Origin of the sequence: Acinetobacter sp. Tol 5 (assembly GCF_019702905.1) — a bacterium.
Classification (GTDB): Bacteria; Pseudomonadota; Gammaproteobacteria; order Pseudomonadales; family Moraxellaceae; genus Acinetobacter; species Acinetobacter bereziniae.
Genome location: NZ_AP024708.1, coordinates 1,282,377 through 1,306,072, shown reverse-complemented (window position 1 = coordinate 1,306,072; position 23,696 = coordinate 1,282,377). Strand labels below are relative to the sequence as shown.

The following is a 23,696-nucleotide window of genomic DNA, read 5'->3' as shown; positions in this document are numbered from 1 at the left end:
AATTATTTTAGCACTCATATACAAAACACTATAAATTTAATGTCGCTAAGGTCAAATCCGCACCATGTGATCGAACATGATTTGTTCGAGTATTTAGTTAAAATAAATTTTTACGAGTTATTTGTGTTTTTTACTTTTTAATCCTCAATCTAGGGTAAAATGTTTCGCCCTCGCACTCTCCAATTTCAGTATTCAAAGCCGACGACGTATGAAGCAGCAGTTTCCTTTAAAAAATGTCCAACAAGAAAAACGCATCTTTCGCAGCCGTGTTTTTTTTGCGATTGGTATTGTTTCATTTTTTATGTGTCTACTGATTGCACGTTATGCTTATCTGCAAATTTTTCATCATCAAGAGTTTAGCGAAGCATCGGATAAAAACCGTATACGCTTACAGCCGATTGCGCCTGCACGTGGTTATATCTATGACCGTAATGGTATTTTATTGGCTGACAACTACCCTGTTTTTACTGCAACCTTGAGTAAAGCTGATGTCGAAGATATTGAGGGTACTGTTCAACGTTTAATTCCTATTTTAAATCTGAGTCAAGAAGATATTGACCGTTTTAATAGTCGTATTAAAACCTCTAAAAAAACCGAACGTGTCACCTTAAAACTGAATTTAACTGAGCAAGATATTGCACGCTTCAGTGAAGTTAAATTTCAGTTTCCTGGGGTAGATATCGAAACGCAGATGACACGTTACTATCCACATGGCGAGTTATTTGCACATGTGATTGGTTATGTAGGTCGTATCAATGACAAAGAACTTAAATCCATTGATAAAGACAGTTATGCAGGAACCAACTTAATCGGAAAAATCGGTGTAGAGAAATCTTATGAAGATTTATTACACGGAGTTCCAGGTTATGAATCTATTGAAGCCGATGCGCACGGGAATGTGCTACGCCATTTAGGTCGTAAAGAATCAACGCGTGGTAATGATCTCTATCTTTCACTTGATTATGGTTTACAAACCGTAGCAGCTGAACAACTGAAAGACCGTCGTGGCGCTATTGTTGCTATTGATCCTCGTACAGGTGAGATTCTAGCACTCGTCTCCAGTCCAAGCTTTAACCCCAATTTATTTGTCACTGGGATCGGGCATGATGACTATACTGCCTTGCGTGATAATCTCGATCAACCGCTTTATAACCGTGCTGTTCAAGGAACTTATCCGCCGGGTTCAACCATCAAGCCAATGGAAGGATTAGGGGGAATTCACTTTAAAACTGTGGATTGGGGCACTGCTATTTCTGATCCAGGTTATTTCCATTTACCTGGCGACTCGCATAAATTCCGTGACTGGAAAAAAACAGGACACGGCTCTGTCAATTTACATAAATCCATCGTCGTTTCTTGTGATACCTATTTCTACATTTTGTCTTATCAAATGGGTATCGACCGTATGAACGAGTGGATGCGCCAATTTGGTTTTGGCGAAAAAACTGGAGTAGATTTACCGAGTGAAAGTACAGGACTTTATCCAAGCCCAGAATGGAAAATGCGTACCCGTAAGAGCAAATGGCTCAAGGGTGAAACGATTTCTGTGAGTATTGGACAAGGTGCATTTACTGCAACACCTTTACAGCTTGCTATGGCAACGGCGATTACCGCCAATCATGGTGCGCATGTAACACCACATGTTTTACGCGAATCCAAAGGTGCAAAAAAACATCCTGTGCATAACGCACCTACAGGAAAAATCAATTTTAGCGGTACCGATGATGACTGGGTCAAAATGCGTGACGCAATGGTGGACGTGATTCAATCTGGTACAGGTCGTGGTATTCGTACACCAATGTATCAAATTGCAGGTAAAACAGGGACGGCGCAGGTCAAGAGTATTGCTCAAGGAAAACGTTATAACGAAGCTGCACTTACAGCTCGTCAGCTCGATCACGGTCTATTTGTTGGCTTTGCGCCTGCTGAAAATCCTGAAATTGCCATTGCAGTGATTTGGGAAAATGGTCGTCATGGGGGTTCTGCTGCAAAAATTGCCCGTCCAGTTTTTGATTATTGGCTATTAACACGTAAGAAAAATCCAATTGCTCCACTCAATCATCAGGTCAGTGGCGGTTTAATGACTGCTGGGATCAAACCGGGTGAATTGCCGAGTGGTGATGTTTCACTTGCAGCTGATCCTAATGCAATGCCTAAACCAAAGCCAAACTCAGCAACCAATTCAGCGCAGAATCATAGCAATACTCAAGGGCATAGAAACAATACTCCGCAACCAGCTACCGCACCATCTAATGAGGCTGATATCAGTGAATAATAAAGTGAAAAACCAATTAAGAATTATTGGTGGAGAATGGAAACGACGTGTTCTCCCTTTTGCTGATATTGAGGGTTTGCGCCCTACACCTGACCGTGTTAGAGAAACTTTATTTAACTGGTTGATGTGGGATATTCAAAATACTAAAGTGCTGGACCTCTGTGCAGGTTCAGGTGCTTTAAGTTTTGAAGCATTATCTCGTGGTGCGCGTTATGTAGTGATGATTGAACCAAATCTTAAACAGGCAAAGTTTTTAAAAGATAATATTCAATTACTCAAAGTAGAAAATTGCCAACTTAAAATTCAGACAGCACAACAAGCGTTGTCCAACCTGAATGAACAATTTGATTTGGTATTTTTAGACCCACCCTATAGTTTAAATTTATGGGAAGAATTGGCTCAAAAAGCTGATCCATATTTGTCTAATGACGCATTGATTTATGTTGAAGCAGATCGCGCTTTAAATCAATTGAATTTACCTGCAACGTGGCAACTGCAAAAACAAACCAAAGCTGGTGTGGTACAAGCAGGCTTGTTTAAAAAAATAATATGATGGAGATTTGATCAAATTTAATTTGTACATCATTTTGTTCTATCTAGCGCAAATTTATTTAAACTTGAGAAGTAAAGCATGGCAATAAAAGCTTTATATGATTAAACAATAAATTCATCACATGAATTTGATTGATCAATTTGCGTATAAAAAATGGGCATTTACAGCCCATTTTTACAATCAATAATTAACGCGTTTTCCAATTCCAGTCACGATCATTGCGATCTCGATCATAGCGATCGCGGTCACGATCATGACGATGATCCCAACGGTCACGATCACGATCACGATCACGATCACGATGATCATATCGACCATGCCCACCACGATGATCATCATCGTATGGTGCAACAATACAGCCTGTGAGTGAAACACCTAAAACACCGAGTAAAATAATTTTCTTCATCATGACAGTAGCGTCCTATTCATCTTATTTTTTAAGCTTAACTGTGTAATGTGAAGTTCAACGCAAGCTTGTGTTTCAACGTGTAGTTATATCAACATGATTTATTCACACTACTTATTTTTAGATAAAAATATTCTTTAAATTAATAGGTTAATGTATGAATCCAAAATAGTCGTATGAGTTGTCCTCGATCATAGGGAAAACTGGAAATATATTCATAACCCACTCTATTTAAAGCATTGATCTTAAACTCAATTCCGTAACCAAAGGACAGATAAAGTTCATTTACAGAGGCACTATTTGAGTTTGGGTTGATCAATGAAGTTTTTAATTGTTGTACATTATAAGCTGTATAATTAAAGATCCGAATTCGATCATTTTCATAAAATTGATTACTCAAAATTGAATAATCTGCCAATTGCTGCTCATGCTCCTCCGCTAATTTTTTCTGAATTTCACTTTGTTGTAAAAAATCTTCATTTTGATCTTTAATTTCATCAAGATAGCTTAGGCTATTTTCTGGATTTTCAATATGAAATAAAGCCTCTTGTTCCAATTCAATATCTGATTGTTGAGCGTCTTGCTGACCTTCTAAATTTTCGATCGCAGCAGATTCAGGCATAACGATCACTTGATCCAAAGCATAGAGCTGTGAATTCAATCCAAATAGAATAATCAGTATGAAGTAAAACTTGCAGAAAAATCGCATAAGTAAGGTGATCAATTTACGATGAATTTTGTGGTTTATATAGATGCGAAAAATATGTGATAGGTTATATTAAATGTATCATATTTAAAGTTAAGTTAAAGCATATACTCAATTTGATTTTTGCAAGAAATTAGAGAATTATAAATAAAAAAGAGCTGCCAAAATGACAGCTCTTTTAACTAAGCGAACTTAACCAATGATAATCTGATGATTCGCTAACAATGTTTCAAGTTCAGTATTTACACCATTCAGTGTAAGCAGATTAGTCATAGCATATGCACCACCTGCACCATCTCGATCAATACTCAACACAGTATTGCCACCACTATGGGTCACCTGCAAATAACTGCCAATATTGTCACCAGAATCAAGCGTTGCAATACCATTCACATAATGTGCAGCGCCATCACTATCAGCAGTATACCCAATCAATAAAGATTTCAGATCAATACGGTCTGCGTCAGCTGTGGCTTCAACTGTACCCACTTTAAAGCCATTCACACTATCTGTACCATTGCCACCCGTTGCATCGGCTAACAATACTTTATATAACAAAGTATCTTGACCACCGTTGGCAAGATTAAAGTTGTCATTACCACCACGCCCTTCAAACTGATTATTGGCTGTATTGCCTGTAAACGTGTCATTCCCATTCCCACCAGCAAGAGCTTCAATGTTCTTAAAGCTCGCTGTTCCAAAACCAGTGTTTTGAGCACTCATATTAGACAAATCAATGGTCAATGAAGTGCTGCCTGCCAGTTTATAGTCAACAGTATCCAAACCTCCAGTTGCACTCCAATTACTGTTGCCAGATAAATCCACTGCCGTTCCACCACTACCGTCATAACTGTCTGTCCCTGCTGTTGCAAAGAAAATATCGTTATAACCAGTACCGATGAATTTACCATTCGCAACGTTGGTCGTTGCTTCACCTGATAAGACATAAGCTTGGGTCGCTGCACCAGCGGTTAAACCTGCCCAGCTGAGGTTAATATTTTCAATGCTGTTTCCGCCTAGGCTTGCTGAACCACCCACATCCTGAGATACACCATTGACACTCTTAATCAATACAGCGGTGTAGCTGTCATTCGCATTCAAGCCGTAGAAGTTGACGATACCTGAACCATCTGCACCAAATACACCTGATTGTGGATTCAATATTTGTGATGTGACTAATGTACCCGCACTATTGTAAAGCTGTACAGTGTTGCCATAGTAGACGTTTAGACCATTGGCATCCAAAATACGTAAATGCAAACTGGTACCATCTGCAACCATATTGTTGTTTTGCAATAAGATCGTATTGGCATCGCCTTTATAAGCCAATACATCGACTGCACCATCCCAATTATAATCTACTGCTAAAGCTCCATTCACACCTGTAATTGCAGTTCCCAGTGTACTTTGCGTAAAGCTTCCTGCCCCATTGTTGGTATATAGGTTTGGTACTGCACTGACGCCAGAACGCGGCAATTCCACAATATCCATTTTACCATCATGATTCCAATCCACTGCGACTGAAGCACCACCATCTAAAGTATCTGAAAGGTAAGTTGCCTGACCGCCCGCAGTCCCAGAAGCTGTTCCAAACAGACTTCCTGTGCCACTGTTCCAGTAAACACGGCTCACTGTACTATCCGCAGTATTTGCAGCATTTCGACCAGCGCCAAGGAATAAATCCATTTTACCGTCATTGTTGAAGTCAGCCCATGTCATCGCGGTCGCAGAAGCTGGATCACCTGCTGCTCCTGTTCTAAATACGCCTGCAATATTTGTCTGGATAAACGTATTAACAGCACTTTGTACATTGGTCAATAAAGTCAAGGCATAAGCACCACCTGCTGTTGGTGTCGAGGAAGAAATTGTATGCTGAATCACATCTACAGCACCATCATTGGTCAAATCGACTGCAGAAACCTCAGAATCAGTATTTCCTGTAATTCCTACTGGTCTACCTTGTGCTCCACCAGCCATTAAGGATAAGCTTCCAGCCGTATTGGTAATGAATGTCATTGAATCACCGCCAGTATCACCATAGGCAAAATCAAGATAACCATCACCTGTTTTATCATAAGCAACCACAGCACCATTCCACATCGATGTGCCGCTTACCAGTATCTGATGGTTATAATTGATACCATCGGTCGTGGTCCATACACTTTGCGATGAAGCACCTGTACTGGTATTTGTGAAAATATCCATAAAACTATCACGGTTAAAATCAACAAATGATGCACCTGACAATCCACCACTTCCGCCAGTCACACTGACATTGGTATAGGTATTCAACCCAGTACTGTTATAGATCGTTCCAACATCACTCGTTGTACTGGTTTGGAAGAATGACCATAAACCATTTTGCCCCAGTGTCATGGTTGCACCACCAAGGACATTACCAACATCAGCATCCCCCCAAGCAGGCGTCAATGAACCTGAGGAACTGAGCACTTCCAATTCCATACGACTTGCATCACTCATGATTATCGAGCCATTCGCATCCACGATGTTTGCCACTACATCATAGCGCCCGACATTGACTACACCGACAGGCAATTGCACATACCAAGTGTGATTGATAGGATCTACGACCACAGTATTGTTTGCCGTACTATAGGTCGTTCCATTTACGGTTATTTGTAAAACCTCACCAATATTTAAGCCATAAGGAATGGTTCCACTCACGATTGGCGTAGTATCTGTAGTGGTTTGCGCATTGATATGAATTAAAGCGGCAGTTGAAGAACCCAGTAACAGTTGTCCATTTGCCAATAAGTATTCCAGACTTAAGCTGATGTTCTTGAGTGTCAATAAGGGAGTAGTGAAGTTCCCAGTACCCGCTAAATCAACTGAAATAACTGTATCGTTACCCACTGTACTGACTTGCAAATATTTATACAAACCTATAGACGCTCTATCCAGCATATAACTTCCAGTACCAGCATCAAAGTAGACATAGGCTGTGCCAGTATAAGCTGTCAATAAACCGCTCAGATCAATGATATCTGCATCAGAATTCGGCGCAAAAGCTAAACTCCCAGCCACAAAACCATTGATCGTATCAGTACCATTCCCTCCAGTCACATGATCAGCAGGATTGATCAGGTTATACACTAAACGATCATTTCCAGCGTTAGAACCTAGGTTAATAATGTCATCCCCACCACGACCTTCAAAGATGTTATCAAACGCATTACCGCTCAATGTGTCGGACTGTGCACTACCTCGCACTCCTTCAACATTGGTGATATTACTAACCGTCCCCCAACCCGATACCGTACCAGCTTGCAGATTAACCGTTACACCTGTAGATGCATTACGGAAATCAATAATATCCATACCCCCTGAAGCGACCCAAGTTTTGCTTTCGCCTTTCATAACAGGTAAATTCCAGCCACCACCGCCGTTATAAGCTGTGGTGCCCCCTACCACATTAGAAACCACATAAGTATCGTTATAGCCAGTGCCTACCAATGTTGTTGCATTGGCAGTGGTCACAGCTGTTGTGGTCAACACTTGTGCGTCAACCGCACTGCCTGGAGTAACGTTCCATGAGTACGTCGTCGTGACGCCGTGATCATTCGCCAATAATTTGACTGTGTAGCTTTGTGATGGATCCAATCCGAAAATGTTGACCAAAGCAGAACCATCATTGACCCAATTTCCTGATTGTGGATTTATGATTTGGGTGGATACTAAACGCCCCGAAGAATCGAACAACTGGACGGTATTACCATAGTAGACGTTATGACCTTCTGCATTCACAATACGCAGATGCAAAGCTGTTCCATCTTTGACTTGGTTGGTGTTGCTGATTAACTGTGTCTGTGTACTCGTATTAAAACTGGCTAACAGGTCAATATCACCATCCCAATCATAGTCAGCAGCGGCGATACCATTTAACGTGCTATTTCCCATATCAGCCAATTGCGTAGTCGCCCATCCCGTAGCCACATTACCGTTATTGGTATATAGATTCGCAATACCCGTCGTATAATCGACCTCTATTGCATCCATTTTGCCGTCACCATTCCAGTCGACAGCAACAGATGCTTCTCCAGCTAGGCTATCATTTGCAATTGCAATTCCATTGCTTGATAAGCTACCACCGTTATTGAGGAAAATTTTGCTATTGGCGGAGGTTCCTGTTTGAGTTGTATTTAAATATAAATCGAGATAACCATCACCATTAAAGTCTGCCCAAGTCATCGATAATGGGGTGGTCGAATCATCTGCTCTAGCGGCTCCGAACACATTGGTAATGACCTGTGTTTCAGTCCAGTTCGCACCCGTTGCACTGCTACTACCACTATTTAGCAACAAACTTAATGTATAAGCGCCTGTTACCCCTGATTGGCTAGTGGTAGCATGCAAAGCGAGGTCGACTTTACCATCATTATTTAAATCTACTGCTGAATTTTCTCGATCCATGGTCAATGTACTTAGACCAGTGGCTGTCGGGTTACCTGATGCCCGTCCATAGACACTGAATACACCACTATTATTTTTCAAAAATGCTGAGGAGTCGTTTCCTCTATCACCAACCACAGCATCCAAATATCCATCACCATCCATATCCAAGAATACAGAACCACCACGAGCGATAAGCTGTCCAGCATTTACATTACCAGCAGTAAAACCTCCGCCAGCAATGCCCGTCCAAATCGGGGCAGTCGAAGTTACAGCACTGTCTGTGCCGATGATGTCAATATTTCCATCCAGATTGTAATCACCGAAAGAATATGAACTGACCGTACCAGATGTGAGTGTCAAAGCTGTGGTGGTATAACTTGTCGTTGAAGCACCAGCATAAACCGCTTGGTCATTGACAAAAGTCCAGTGTCCATTCGTGTTAATGACCATACTGCTACCATAACCCAATGTTGCATTGGTACCAAAAGCACTGTTGGTATATGGCGCATTACCCAAGTTGTTCACAACATCTACATCAGAAGTCATGCTTAGACGACTACGGTTCCCTGCTGCATCCCAAATGACATAACCCAGATGGTACTGACCTGCTGTCAAACTCAATGACATATTCCATGTTCCACCTGCTGCGACTGTTGCAACATTGAGGACACTATCGACACCTTCTGTATAAATACCATCGTTGTTTATATCATTGATCAGCGCCACAACACTGCCAACTTCAGCTGTACCATCTACACTACTGTTAAACTGGACCGCACCTGCAAGAATTGTTTTGTCACCATCAGCATCGATCGAACCAGGATTGACAAAGTCTGGGTTACTCAAAGTCATCGATGGTGCTATTAAATCAACGGTATATGTCGTTGTAGTGGTTGAGCCATGCGTTCCATTCACGGTATTTTCAATCCGTACTTGTAATGGAACAATTGTCGATACTGTATAACCAGATGATTGTGGAGTATACGCCCAACTGGTTGCACCCAAAGTCGTTTGTACCACAATCCAACTGTTCCCACCATCCAGACTAATCGTCACTTGCTCATTCGCTTCCAAAGCACGACTGATGGTACCATTCAATATTGGTGTACTATCACGAGTGATCAAATCAGTATTGACTGCATCATTATTGGTAGAGTAATTGCCTGCCTGACCATAAGCGGTATCGGTCATGATGGAACTGAGTGTGGCTGTTGCATCAACAGTTAAGCTAAAGATCGGACTTGCAGTGCCTTCATTACCCGCTTGATCTGCAACTTTGAAATAGTAATTATATGTGCCAAAACCTAAGATATTCGGTGTATAACTCCATGAAGTCTGACCATTTGCTAATACGATTGAAGTGATTAAAACATCATTCTGATAAAGGTTAATGGTATAACCAGCTTGTACGCCTGCCGTGACCGCCCCAATCAAGGTTGGGGTGGTATCATCCGTCGTAGTATTGCTCCCCATCAATCCAGTAACAGCACCCGAACTATCAATATAATTGTTAATATTGGCTGTTTGTGAGGTGGCGATGGTATCAACGATTAAATTAAAGGCGTTGGATATCGGTCCTTGATTGCCCGCAGCATCCATCACACGTGCAGTAAAATCATGACTACCGTTGCTTAAAATGTTTGTAAATTCAAAAGTCCAATTTAAACCTGTAACGGTTGCAATACCTAAAAAGGTTGAGCCTTCATATATACGCAATACTTCATTGGCACCTAAACCTGTGTTGAGTGTACCGTTTAAAACAGGCAGCGTATCATTGGTATAACTACCTGATCCATAATCACCAGTGTTCATGATGACATCATCTGTAAAACTATTAATGATCGCTTGTTGAGTTGGTGGTGTTGTATCCAATATTAATGTGAAGGCAGCTGACTCAGGTCCTTCATTACCAGCCTGATCGACCACAACAGCGGTATAGGTATAAGTACCATCTGTCACTAACGATAAAGGTAAAGACCAAGTTGTGCCTGTGACTGAGCAATACCAACCAAATTGCCATTATTATCATGGATATGTAAACTTTCGCCTGACATTAACGCAGTATCAAGTGTTCCTTTTAAAAGCGCGTGCGTATCATCAGTCGTTGTACCACTGATAAAATCACCTTGAAATAATCCTACAGTATCATTATAAACAGTGATTGATGGAACCTCTGTCGGTGCAATCGTGTCTACAATCAAGTCCAGTAAATTGGATTGTGCTAACACACTATTAAAACTGTTCACCACCTCTGCACGGTAATAATAACGACCATCACTTAAGCCAGAGAGCACGTAACTCCAAGACGTTTCAAAAACATCTGCTTCCCCTAACAGTGTTGGTGTACCCAGTACTGGATCAACTTGATACACCAATACTTTGTCTCCAGGGTTCAATGCAGCGCCTAAAACTCCTATTAATTCTGGCGAGGTATCATCAGTCTGACTACCTGATGAATAATACCCCATATTTTCGCCATAATTGTCGTTAAAAGCATTAATATTGATAGCTTCAGGTAATACAGTGGAGTCAACTGTCAGGGTAAATGGTGCTGATGCAGGAGATTCATTGCCTGCTTCGTCTGCAACTCTGGCTGTATAAGTGTGGGTACTTGGATCGGCTAATGTAGGTAATTCGAAAAACCAACTTGTACCACCTGTAGTCATAGCCACACCAATAAAAACAGAACCTTCATAAATACGAATTTCTGTACCCGCTGGAATTAAGCTACTCAGTGTACCATTCAATGTAGGCTTAGTATCATCCGTTGTTGTACCATTGCCAAAGATTCCAATAACAGGACCAGCAAAATCAACATAACTGGTGATGCTTGCGGTTTGTGTTGGCGCCACATTATCAACAATTATTCTAAATGCTGGAGATGAAAAAGTTCCTAAATTCCCCGCCGCATCCGCAACAACTGCTGTATAATTTTTATTGTCACCATTCACTAAACCTGCAACATCAAAGGTCCAAGCTGTGCGACTGGCATTTAAGGTTGCAACACCTATTTGTGTTGTCCCTTCATAAACGAGGACAACATCCGTTGCAGCCAATGCACCACCACTGATGGTTCCATTTAACCGAGGCGCTGTATCATCGGTATGTGAGCCACTTGGATAATCTCCAGTATTCGTGCCCAAATCATCAGTGAAACTGTCAATAGTAGTGGTCTGGGTGGGTGCAAGCGTATCAATTGTCAGTGTGAAGTTCGCAGAATTTGTCCCATGATTACCTGCCGCATCAACAACGACTGCATAATAAGTGTAACTTCCATTGCTCAGTGATGGTAATTGGAAACTCCATCCTGTTCCTGTAGCATCAACAACAGCAACACCTAGCAGCGCATTACTATCATCATAAATTTCAACAACCTCCCCTGAACTTAAAGCACTACTCAAAGTACCTTTTAAGAGCGGTGTGGTGTCATCCGTTGTTGTATTGTTATTATAATTTCCTTGAAAAAGACCTACATCATCTGTATAGCTGTCGATACTAACAGTTGTAGTCGGCGCCATAGTATCAACAGTTAATGTAAACGTAGGTGACATCACACCTGTATTACCAGCAATATCAACAATACGAACAGTATATTGATAAGTCACACCGTTGCTCAAACCAGACAATGAATACGTCCAAGTGGTATCACCAGCACTCAATGTAATCGATGCGATCCATGTACCATTTTCATATAACTCAAGAATATCGCCCGCTTGCACCCCAGCAGAGACCGAGCCAATTAATGTCGGGGTAGTATCGTTGGTTTCTGTATTGTCTCCCATTAATCCTGTATTAGGGGCAACTAAATCTATATAACTATTAATAAATGCATTCTGTGTTGGAGCAGCCGTATCTATTTGTATTGTTTGGCTGTCTGTTGCACCAATATTACCTGCAATATCAACAATACGAACCTGATATGTATAATCACCATCTGTGTTTAAAACCCGAGGGTCTTGGTAACTCCATGTACCTCCTATAACGATTAAATTTACCCAATTGATACCATCCACACTTATTTGAACTTGTTCATCTGCTGCCAATGTACCGACAACACCATTCACGGTAATTGATTGGTCATTGGTGATAAAATCCGTCGAACTCGTCCCACTGTCTGTGCTGATAGATGTAATATTCAATAAAGTGCTGACTGAAGGTCCTGTTAAATCAACAATCACTATCTGATCATCACTCTGACCAATATTTCCAGCTGCATCAACTACACGTACTTGATAAGTATATTCTCCTTCAAAAAGTATCCGAATATCCTCATAATGCCATGTTCCTGCATTTACAGTCAGATCAATCCAATTCAAACCGCCATCAATACTGATTTGTGCAGTTTCACCCACTGCCAAAGTTCCAACCGTACCGTTAATTGTCAGACTGGTATCATTGGTAATAAAATCGGTTGTATTCAGCCCAGTGTCATCAGTAATCGAAACGATATTAATCGTTGTACTTGCTGAAGGTGGGGTTGTATCTATGTTCAATACATATGCATTTGATAAATTCGCCTGATTACCAGCACCATCTTCTACACGTGCAGTATAGGTGTAACTTATGCCATCACTTAAACCACTATCATCAAATACCCAAGTTGTGCCAGTACCTGTAATGGTTGCCGTTCCAACTCTAATATTTGTATTACCATCATTCCGATAAATCGCAACGACTTCTGTTGCACCTAAAACAGCACTAATTTCACCTAAAATTTGTGGTGATGTGTCATTACTATATCCAGCGTTATCTATATGACCCGTATTTGGGACGACATTGTCATTTACACCTGTAATCGTTGCGATTTGTGTTGGCACAATGTTGTCAACGTAATTGGTACTGGTACTTGGTCCAGTGTTGCCTGAAGCATCAGTCACTGTGCCACTCACCGTACCTGTCGGTTGGTTGATCGCAGAGGTCACCGGTCCGTAATTACCGGAACTGTCCACGGGCGTCGTCATAGTGCTGCCATCTGGATAGCGGATTTCAATGTTGCTGTTTGGCTCAGCCGTGCCACTGACGCTTACCGAACCATCCGGATTGCCTGTGACATTGACCACTGGTGCTGCTGGATCAATGTTGTCGACATAGTTGGTGCTGGTACTTGGTCCAGTGTTGCCTGAAGCATCGGTCACTGTGCCACTCACCGTACCTGTCGGTTGGTTGATTGCAGAAGTCACAGGTCCATAATTACCTGAACTGTCCACCGCTGTGGTAACTGTGCTGCCATCTGGATAGCGGATTTCAATGTTGCTGTTTGGCTCAGCTGTGCCACTTATCGTCACCGAACCATCTGGATTGCTTGTGACATTGACCACTGGTGCTGCTGGATCAATGTTGTCGACATAGTTGGTGCTGGTACTTGGTCCAGTGTTGCCTGAAGCATCGGTCACTGTGCCACTCACCGTACCTGTCGGTTGGTTGATTGCCTGTGACATTGACCACTGGTGCTGCTGGATCAATGTTGTCGACATAGTTGGTGCTGGTACTTGGTCCAGTGTTGCCTGAAGCATCGGTCACTGTGCCACTCACCGTACCTGTCGGTTGGTTGATCGCTGAGGTCACCGGTCCGTAATTGCCTGAACTGTCCACGGGCGTCGTCACAGTGCTGCCATCTGGATAGCGGATTTCAATGTTGCTGTTTGGCTCAGCCGTGCCACTGACGCTTACCGAACCATCTGGATTGCTTGTGACATTGACCACTGGTGCTGCTGGATCAATGTTGTCGACATAGTTGGTGCTGGTACTTGGTCCAGTGTTGCCTGAAGCATCGGTCACTGTGCCACTCACCGTACCTGTCGGTTGGTTGATCGCTGAGGTCACCGGTCCGTAATTGCCTGAACTGTCCACGGGCGTCGTCACAGTGCTGCCATCTGGATAGCGGATTTCAATGTTGCTGTTTGGCTCAGCCGTGCCACTGACGCTTACCGAACCATCCGGATTGCCTGTGACATTGACCACTGGTGCTGCTGGATCAATGTTGTCGACATAGTTGGTGCTGGTACTTGGTCCAGTGTTGCCTGAAGCATCGGTCACTGTGCCACTCACCGTACCTGTCGGTTGGTTGATTGCAGAAGTCACAGGTCCATAATTACCTGAACTATCCACAGGCGTCGTCACAGTACTGCCATCTGGATAGCGGATTTCAATGTTGCTGTTTGGCTCAGCTGTGCCACTTATCGTCACCGAACCATCTGGATTGCCTGTGACATTGACCACTGGTGCTGCTGGATCAATGTTGTCGACATAGTTGGTGCTGGTACTTGGTCCAGTGTTGCCTGAAGCATCGGTCACTGTGCCACTCACCGTACCTGTCGGTTGGTTGATCGCAGAGGTCACAGGTCCATAATTACCTGAACTGTCCACGGGCGTCGTCACAGTGCTGCCATCTGGATAGCGGATTTCAATGTTACTGTTTGGCTCAGCTGTGCCACTTATCGTCACCGAACCATCTGGATTGCCTGTGACATTGACCACTGGTGCTGCTGGATCAATGTTGTCGACATAGTTGGTGCTGGTACTTGGTCCAGTGTTGCCTGAAGCATCGGTCACTGTGCCACTCACCGTACCTGTCGGTTGGTTGATTGCAGAAGTCACAGGTCCATAATTACCTGAACTGTCCACGGGCGTCGTCACAGTGCTGCCATCTGGATAGCGGATTTCAATGTTACTGTTTGGCTCAGCTGTGCCACTTATCGTCACCGAACCATCTGGATTGCCTGTGACATTGACCACTGGTGCTGCTGGATCAATGTTGTCGACATAGTTGGTACTGGTACTTGGTCCAGTGTTGCCTGAAGCATCGGTCACCGTTCCACTCACCGTACCTGTCGGTTGGTTGATCGCAGAAGTCACAGGTCCATAATTACCTGAACTGTCCACAGGCGTCGTCACAGTACTGCCATCTGGATAGCGGATTTCAATGTTGCTGTTTGGCTCAGCTGTGCCACTGACACTTACCGAACCATCTGGATTGCCTGTGACATTGACCACAGGCGCTGCTGGATCAATGTTGTCAACATAGTTGGTACTGGTACTTGGTCCAGTGTTGCTTGAAGCATCGGTCACTGTGCCACTCACCGTACCTGTCGGTTGGTTGATTGCAGAAGTCACAGGTCCATAATTACCTGAACTGTCCACAGGCGTCGTCACAGTACTGCCATCTGGATAGCGAATTTCAATGTTGCTGTTTGGCTCAGCTGTGCCACTGACACTTACCGAACCATCTGGATTGCCTGTGACATTGACCACAGGCGCTGCTGGATCAATGTTGTCAACATAGTTGGTGCTGGTACTTGGTCCAGTGTTGCCTGAAGCATCGGTCACTGTGCCACTCACCGTACCTGTCGGTTGGTTGATCGCTGAGGTCACAGGTCCATAATTACCTGAACTGTCCACAGGCGTCGTCACAGTACTGCCATCTGGATAGCGGATTTCAATGTTGCTGTTTGGCTCAGCTGTGCCACTGACACTTACCGAACCATCTGGATTGCCTGTGACATTGACCACAGGCGCTGCTGGATCAATGTTGTCGACATAGTTGGTGCTGGTACTTGGTCCAGTGTTGCCTGAAGCATCGGTCACTGTGCCACTCACCGTACCTGTCGGTTGGTTGATTGCAGAAGTCACAGGTCCATAATTACCTGAACTGTCCACCGCTGTGGTGACTGTGCTGCCATCTGGATAGCGGATTTCAATGTTACTGTTTGGCTCAGCTGTGCCACTTATCGTCACCGAACCATCTGGATTGCTTGTGACATTGACCACTGGTGCTGCGGGATCAATGTTGTCAACGTAATTGGTACTGGTACTTGGTCCAGTGTTGCTTGAAGCATCGGTCACTGTGCCACTCACCGTACCTGTCGGTTGGTTGATTGCAGAAGTCACAGGTCCATAATTACCTGAACTGTCCACAGGCGTCGTCACAGTACTGCCATCTGGATAGCGAATTTCAATGTTGCTGTTTGGCTCAGCTGTGCCACTGACACTTACCGAACCATCTGGATTGCCTGTGACATTGACCACAGGCGCTGCTGGATCAATGTTGTCAACATAGTTGGTGCTGGTACTTGGTCCAGTGTTGCCTGAAGCATCGGTCACTGTGCCACTCACCGTACCTGTCGGTTGGTTGATCGCAGAAGTCACAGGTCCGTAATTACCTGAACTGTCCACAGGCGTCGTCACAGTACTGCCATCTGGATAGCGGATTTCAATGTTGCTGTTTGGCTCAGCTGTGCCACTTACCGTCACCGAACCATCTGGATTGCCTGTGACATTGACCACTGGTGCTGCTGGGGCAGTTGTAGTATTGATAGCAAAGTTGGGACCAACACCACCAATACCAACATTACCTGTAATATCTGTAAAACTTCCTGCAATCACACTAATTTTATTATTGCTTGCCAAGAAATTTGCGTTGGGTGTGAAAATGGCTGTCCAAGTTAGACCACCATCATTACTGCTTACTGGACTTAACGTCCCATTTGATACCAAGATATCATCATTACCAAAGTTTTTTACGATCTCACTAAAACTAAACGTTACAAGCGCTGATTCACCTATAGTTAGAATCGTATCACTCATACTAATAATGACTGTTGGTGCTGTACTATCTACTATTACTACCGCAGGCGGACTAACATTTCCCGATGCATCTACAGCTGTTACTTTAAGCGCTGTACCATCTGGAATAGGGGTTGTTGGTGTAAATGTAAATTTACCGTCTGGTCCTGCTGTTGTTGTCCCGATGACTTTACCTGAACTATCAGTAATATTTACTGTACTTCCTGCTTCTGCTGTCCCTGTAATTGGGCTACCGTCTGTAGGATTAACGATGGGCTGAGCAGGTGCAGTGCTATCCACAATGACTTGCGCAGGCGGACTAACATTTCCCGAGGCATCTACAGCTGTTACTTTAAGCGCTGTATCATCTGGAATAGGTGTTGTTGGTGTAAATGTAAATTTACCGTCTGGTCCTGCTGTTGTAGTACCAATGACTTTACCTGAACTATCAGTAATATTTACCGTACTTCCTGCTTCTGCTGTCCCTGTAATTGGACTACCGTCTGTAGGATCAACGATGGGTTGAGCTGGTGCAGTACTATCCACGATGACTTGCGCAGGCGGACTAACATTTCCCGATGCATCTACAGCCGTTACTTTCAGCGTTGTACCATCTGGAATAGGTGTTGTTGGTGTAAAAGTAAATTTACCGTCCGGTCCTGCTGTTGTAGTACCGATGACTTTACCTGAACTATCAGTAATATTTACTGTGCTTCCTGCTTCTGCTGTTCCTGTAATTGGACTACCGTCTGTAGGATTAACGATAGGTTGAGCTGGTGCAGTACTATCCACAATGACTTGCGCAGGCGGACTAACATTTCCAGATGCATCTACAGCTGTTACTTTAAGCGCTGTACCATCTGGAATAGGGGTTGTTGGTGTAAATGTAAATTTACCGTCTGGTCCTGCTGTTGTAGTACCAATGACTTTACCTGAACTATCAGTAATATTTACTGTGCTTCCTGCTTCTGCTGTTCCTGTAATTAAACGACCATTAGTCGAATGAACAAGAGGCTGATTGGGTGGAGTCACATCTCCATTTTTTTTATCAATGGATGAATCGTTATTGGCTATAGCAGCAATAGCACCTATACCTAAAGCTCCACCAATCACCCAAGGTAGAATCTCAATATTTGCATCATGATATAGAAGTGGTTCTATATCATTGATAGAAATATAGTTTATAGTTTCTAAAACATCTTGTGTCTGATTTAATTCCAACAAAAATAATTTATTCTGGTCATCTTTTAAAACAATGTCATTATCTGAATGGCTAGCAAAAAAATTCTCAATTGAAATTTTCTCACCACTTTTTAACAGAATGACCAATGCATTTCCCACTCTTTCTGTTGATGCAATATCTTCTTTTTTCACATTAATAATAACAACTGAATTTTCAACCAACTTCACATCGGTTGAGCCCTTTAAGTCTAAAACCTGATGAGTTTCTTTAGAAACTATTTGAATATTTAACATAATTTTTTCCCTTTATAATTTCATTAAATGTTTTGAATTTCATGTTTTTATTTGCAACGTTTTTGAGAGCACTCTTAATTGAATTGAACTATTTTTTAGTATTTTATTATTGAAATATAAAACGCACTAAACAAAATAACTAATATAAAAAGTCACAACATATATTTATGTTTTTTAATGATTTTATAAAAAAAATTAATCAAAAATTAAATAAAATAATTTAAATCAATATTTTTCAACACCTTATTATTTATTGTTTTTATCAAATTTAATAATCTATTAAATTAAATAATCATCGTTATAAAATACATTTAATTTTTAACATTAAATAGAACACAATATACAAAATTAATGCAAACCAAAACACACTAGATAAATAGTCAAATTCAAATAATCCAAGAATGAAATGTTAAAAAATATAAGTTTACTTTTAACCAAACATCCATCTTTGTTATACCCACCATCTTGTCGTAAATACACAAGAGAATTTCGGCGCTTATATCTATAATTTTGTTGTTCTTAGGAAATGATGCTTTTAAGATAATTTCTTAGAAGTAGTGAAACTTTTTCAACTATGAAATGTTGATCATTGTTTAACTAATGCAAAAGCCTTTAGGCTAATATTTAAAATAAAATACTAAAATTTATACAAGATTAACCCATTTTAAATGCTTAGCATAAAAATGCTAAACTCTAACTTATTTCAATTCAGTGGATGATTCGCATGGAAATACGTGATCAAATTATTCTCGTTACGGGTGGTGCACGTGGCTTAGGTCTTGCCATTACTCATGCTTTAATACGAGAAGGTGCAAGGGTTGTTGTGAACTATTTCAATAGCGAAGAATCCGCACAACAACTTGCCAGAGAACATGCTGAACAAGTATTTATTTACAAGGCAGATGTGACTGACGAAGACCAAGTGAACTTGATGTTCAAAAAAGCTAAATTGCATTATGGGCATGCAATTACTTCAGTCATTAATAATGCACTTTTATCTTTTAAATTTGATGGAGACTTACGTCCTAAAGTCGAAGCGCTGAGTTGGCATAGCATGCAACAGCAATTAGACAGTGCTGTTAAAGCAGCTTTAAATACAACTCAAGCTGCCTTAGAAGATATGAAGAAAGATCATTTTGGTCGTATTATTAATATTGGAACAAACCTCGTACAAAATCCTGTGGTTCCATATCATGATTATACAGCAGCGAAAGCAGCACTTTTGGCTTTTACTCGAACAACATCACATGATCTTGGACAGTATGGAATCAATGTCAATATGCTTTCAGGTGGACTATTACGTAAGACTGATGCCAGTAGTGCAACACCAGATCAAGTCTTTGACTTAATTGCTGCATCGACACCATTACAAGAAGTCACAACCCCTGAGCAGTTTGCAGATGCAATATTGTTATTTTTATCGCCTTGGTCTAGAGCAGTGACAGGACAAAACCTCATCGTTGACGGTGGCTTAGTCAAAGGTTAATGATATAGCGAAGATTGAAGCAAATAAAATAAACAGTTAAAACAAAAATGAGAGCCTTAAGGCTCTCATTTTTAGATCATTTTTGAAATACTGGGATTAAGCCAAACCTTTCTTTTTCAATACATCAAGCATTGTTGAACCGAGTTCAGCAGGACTACGTGTATATGCCATGCCTGCTTTTTCAAATGCAGCAAATTTCTCTTCAGCAGTACCTTTACCACCAGAGATAATCGCACCAGCATGTCCCATACGTTTACCCTTAGGCGCAGTAACACCAGCGATATAACCCACCACTGGTTTAGTGACATTTGACTGGATATACTCAGCAGCTTCTTCTTCCGCAGAACCACCAATCTCACCAATCATAATGATTGCTTCAGTTTGTGGATCTTCTTGGAAAAGTTTTAAGCAGTCAATTTGGTTCATACCCGGAATTGGGTCACCACCGATACCGATACAAGTCGACTGACCTAGACCAAGCTTGGTTGTTTGTGCAACTGCTTCATAAGTCAATGTACCAGAACGTGAAATAATCCCGATTTTACCTGGCTGATGGATATGACCTGGCATGATCCCGATCTTACATTCACCCGGTGTGATAATCCCTGGACAGTTAGGACCGATTAAACGAGCATTATTACCATAAGTTTCAAGGTAACGTTTTGCTTTAAGCATGTCTAAAGTCGGAACTCCCTCAGTGATCACAACGATCAATTCAATACCTGAATCAATCGCTTCAACGATTGAGTCCAATACAAATGGAGCTGGAACATAGATCGAGGTTGCATTAGCACCTGTCTCTTTTACTGCTTCACGCATCGTATTAAATACAGGCAAACCGATATGCGTTTGACCACCTTTACCTGGTGTTACACCACCAACAACTTTTGTGCCATATGCAATTGATTGCTCAGAATGGAATGTACCATTTTTACCCGTAAAGCCTTGTACCAATACTTTTGTGTCTTTATTTACTAATACGCTCATGATTGATACTCCTTACGCTTTCACTGCAGCAACAACTTTTTCTGCCGCATCGGCTAAACCGTTTGCAGAAATTAATTTTAAACCTGATTCATCAAGTAATTTTGCACCTAACTCTGCATTGTTTCCTTCTAAACGAACAATCACAGGCACAGTCACATTTACTTCTTGAACCGCTGCAATAATCGCTTCAGCAATCATGTCACAACGAACAATACCACCAAAGATATTGATCAGAACACCTTGTACTGAACTATCTGAAAGAATAATTTTGAAAGCTTCAATAACACGATCTTTCGTTGCACCGCCACCTACATCAAGGAAGTTAGCAGGCTGACCACCGTACAGTTTGATAATGTCCATGGTCGCCATCGCAAGACCTGCACCATTCACCATACAACCAATGTTACCTTCTAATGCAACATAGTTTAGATCAAATTCAGATGCTTTTAGCTCACGTTCATTTTCTTGAGATTTGTCGCGCATTGCAGCAATCTCAGGTAAACGATATAACGCATTTGAATCGATGCCAACTTTTGCATCTACACACAAAATTTCACCATTTTCACGAACTGAAAGTGGGTTAATTTCAAACAATGCAAAATCATTTTCAACAAATGCTTTATATGCACCCGTCATAATCGTTACAAACTGATTGATTTGTTTGTCTTTAAGACCCAATTGGAAGCCAACATCACGTGCTTGGAAAGGCAATAAACCCACCAATGGATCAACTTCAACTTTAATAATTTTTTCTGGTGTTTCTTCTGCAACTTTTTCGATTTCCACACCACCCTCAGTCGACGCCATAAAGGTCACGCGACGGCTAGAACGATCGACAACTGCACCGAGGTACAATTCACGCTCTACTGGGTATACATCTTCACAAACAAGAATACTATTTACAGGCTGACCATTTGCATCAGTTTGATAGGTGACTAATCGCGTACCTAATAAATTTTTTGCGTATTCAGCTGCTTCTTCTTTTGACTTAACAACTTTCACACCACCCGCTTTACCACGACCACCTGCATGAACTTGGGCTTTCATCACCGCGAATTTGCCACTAATCTGGTCAAATGCTGCTGATGCTTCTTCTGGAGTAGTGATTAAAATGCCTTCTTGAACTGGCATACCATATTTTTTCAACAGCGCTTTCGCTTGATACTCATGTAGATTCATCTTTTACCTTTTACTACTTTTCACATTGTTATGACACACCAATACCTAGACTTCCATCACAATAACTATTGGCATTTATTAAAAATTGTTGTTGTATTCTTAGATGATTATTCAATTAAAAACAACCATCAAAAGTAAAAAGAGCGGTCGAAACCGCTCTTTTTTGTTTTATTTACGTTTACGTTGGATGGCGTGAATCGCACGACCATCAACTGCAAGAGCAGCTTCGTGAACGACTTCTGAATATGTTGGGTGACCGAAAGTCATCAATTGTAAATCTTCTACAGAAGATACAAACTCAAGCGCAATCATACCTTGGTGTACGATGTCTGAAGCGCCAGGACCGATGATATGCATACCCAATAAACGATCTGTTTTAGCATCCGCAACGAATTTCACAAAACCTGCTGATTCATTTGCAGCTAAAGCACGACCATTCACAGCAAACGGGAATTGACCAGTTTTAACTTCGTGACCTTTTTCTTTAGCCTGTTCTTCAGTTAAACCTACCCAAGCCGCTTCAGGATGTGTATAGATCACAGAAATAATGGTGTCATAGTTTACTTGTGCAGCATGACCGTGCATTCGCTCAACAGCCATTACACCTTCTTCCATTGCTTTATGTGCAAGCATTGGACCACGCACCAAGTCACCAATCGCATATACACCATCAACAGATGTTGCACACCAATCGTTTACTTCAACCAAACCACGCTCAGTCAATTTAATGCCTGAATCTTCAGCCAACAAACCTTCTGCATATGCTTTACGACCTACACAAACAATCAATTTGTCAAAAGTTTGAGTTTTATCTTCACCAGCTTGGTTGTACTGAACAGTCACTTCACGACCGTTGATTTCAGTACCAGAAACTTTAGCGCCAATACGAATATCTAAACCTTGTTTCGTTAAAAGTTTTTGATAATCTTTTGCCAAAGCTTTGTCCGCCATTGGTAAAAATGTATCTAATGCTTCAAACACAACAACTTCAGCACCCAGACGACGCCATACTGAACCAAGTTCTAGACCAATTACACCAGCACCAATCACACCTAAACGCTTAGGTACTTCTTGGAATTCAAGTGCACCAGTAGAGTCAACAATTAAGTCTTCATCTACTTTTGCAACTGGAATATTTACAGGAACAGAACCAGTCGCAAGAATCACATATTTAGGCTCTAAAACTTGAACGTCACCACCTTCTAATGGTGTAAATTCAACTTTTTTACCCGCAAGTAATTTACCAGTACCTTGTAACCATTCGATGCCATTTCCTTTAAGGAGCTGAGCAACACCGCCAGTTAAATTGTCAACAACTTTGTCTTTACGAGCAAGAAGCTTTTGAAGATCAAGTTGTACATTTTCAACTGAGATTCCGTGTACATCTAAGCCATGAAGTGTGTCTTCATAGTGATGTGAAGAATCTAATAATGCTTTAGAAGGAATACATCCCACGTTCAAGCAAGTACCACCTAAAGATGGCTTACCTTTGTGTACACGTTTTTCGATACACGCAACTTTAAAACCAAGTTGTGCAGCGCGAATTGCCGCTTCATAACCACCTGGTCCACCGCCGATTACAACAAGATCAAACTGTTGAGACATGCTTATCTCCAAGAACAAGCCTAGAGGATCGCCCTAAGCTTGTGATGT

General features: G+C 41.8%; 11 protein-coding genes. 3 read left to right on the top strand and 8 right to left on the bottom strand.

From position 1 onward, the window contains the following. Window positions 1-208 precede the first annotated feature (208 nt). Complete coding sequence (gene mrdA, locus TOL5_RS06005) at window positions 209-2,275, top strand: penicillin-binding protein 2 (protein WP_005032912.1); 2,067 nt, start codon at window positions 209-211, stop codon at window positions 2,273-2,275. A 4-nt stretch (window positions 2,276-2,279) separates the two neighbouring features. Then, the gene (gene rsmD, locus TOL5_RS06000) at window positions 2,280-2,828 is read left to right on the top strand and encodes a 16S rRNA (guanine(966)-N(2))-methyltransferase RsmD (RefSeq protein ID WP_035300050.1); all 549 of its coding nucleotides are present in this window, start codon (window positions 2,280-2,282) and stop codon (window positions 2,826-2,828) included. Window positions 2,829-3,015: 187 nt separating this feature from the next. Here the strand turns inward: rsmD and TOL5_RS05995 are convergent, their stop codons facing one another. From TOL5_RS05995 to TOL5_RS05975, 5 genes are all read right to left on the bottom strand, one after another. Then, window positions 3,016-3,237, bottom strand: a complete 222-nt coding sequence (locus tag TOL5_RS05995; RefSeq protein WP_221260678.1) for a hypothetical protein — start codon at window positions 3,235-3,237, stop codon at window positions 3,016-3,018. A gap of 139 nt (window positions 3,238-3,376) precedes the next feature. Further along, window positions 3,377-3,856, bottom strand: coding sequence for a hypothetical protein (locus TOL5_RS05990; RefSeq protein ID WP_227561518.1), 480 nt, complete (start codon window positions 3,854-3,856; stop codon window positions 3,377-3,379). 276 nt (window positions 3,857-4,132) lie between these two features. After that, window positions 4,133-10,312, bottom strand: a complete 6,180-nt coding sequence (locus TOL5_RS05985) for an FG-GAP-like repeat-containing protein (RefSeq protein WP_228740311.1) — start codon at window positions 10,310-10,312, stop codon at window positions 4,133-4,135. Beyond that, complete coding sequence (locus tag TOL5_RS22400) at window positions 10,312-13,791, bottom strand: Ig-like domain-containing protein (protein WP_228740320.1); 3,480 nt, start codon at window positions 13,789-13,791, stop codon at window positions 10,312-10,314. The genes TOL5_RS05985 and TOL5_RS22400 overlap by 1 nt, the downstream gene beginning before the upstream one ends. Continuing rightward, the gene (locus TOL5_RS05975) at window positions 13,685-18,391 is read right to left on the bottom strand and encodes an Ig-like domain-containing protein (protein ID WP_221260677.1); all 4,707 of its coding nucleotides are present in this window, start codon (window positions 18,389-18,391) and stop codon (window positions 13,685-13,687) included. The genes TOL5_RS22400 and TOL5_RS05975 overlap by 107 nt, the downstream gene beginning before the upstream one ends. Before the next feature lie 724 nt (window positions 18,392-19,115). Here TOL5_RS05975 and TOL5_RS05970 point away from each other — a divergent pair. Beyond that, window positions 19,116-19,877: a 3-oxoacyl-ACP reductase gene (locus TOL5_RS05970; protein ID WP_004829422.1), complete on the top strand. Its 762-nt coding sequence runs from the start codon at window positions 19,116-19,118 to the stop codon at window positions 19,875-19,877. Window positions 19,878-19,973: 96 nt separating this feature from the next. On the opposite strand, the gene sucD is transcribed toward TOL5_RS05970, so the two are convergent. From sucD to lpdA, 3 genes are all read right to left on the bottom strand, one after another. Next, a complete protein-coding gene (gene sucD, locus TOL5_RS05965; RefSeq protein ID WP_004829423.1) occupies window positions 19,974-20,864 on the bottom strand; it encodes a succinate--CoA ligase subunit alpha in 891 nt (296 codons plus the stop codon). Between the two features lie 12 nt (window positions 20,865-20,876). Beyond that, the gene (sucC, locus tag TOL5_RS05960; protein WP_121774314.1) at window positions 20,877-22,043 is read right to left on the bottom strand and encodes an ADP-forming succinate--CoA ligase subunit beta; all 1,167 of its coding nucleotides are present in this window, start codon (window positions 22,041-22,043) and stop codon (window positions 20,877-20,879) included. A 168-nt stretch (window positions 22,044-22,211) separates the two neighbouring features. Further along, a complete protein-coding gene (lpdA, locus tag TOL5_RS05955) occupies window positions 22,212-23,648 on the bottom strand; it encodes a dihydrolipoyl dehydrogenase (protein ID WP_121774313.1) in 1,437 nt (478 codons plus the stop codon). Window positions 23,649-23,696: the final 48 nt, after the last annotated feature.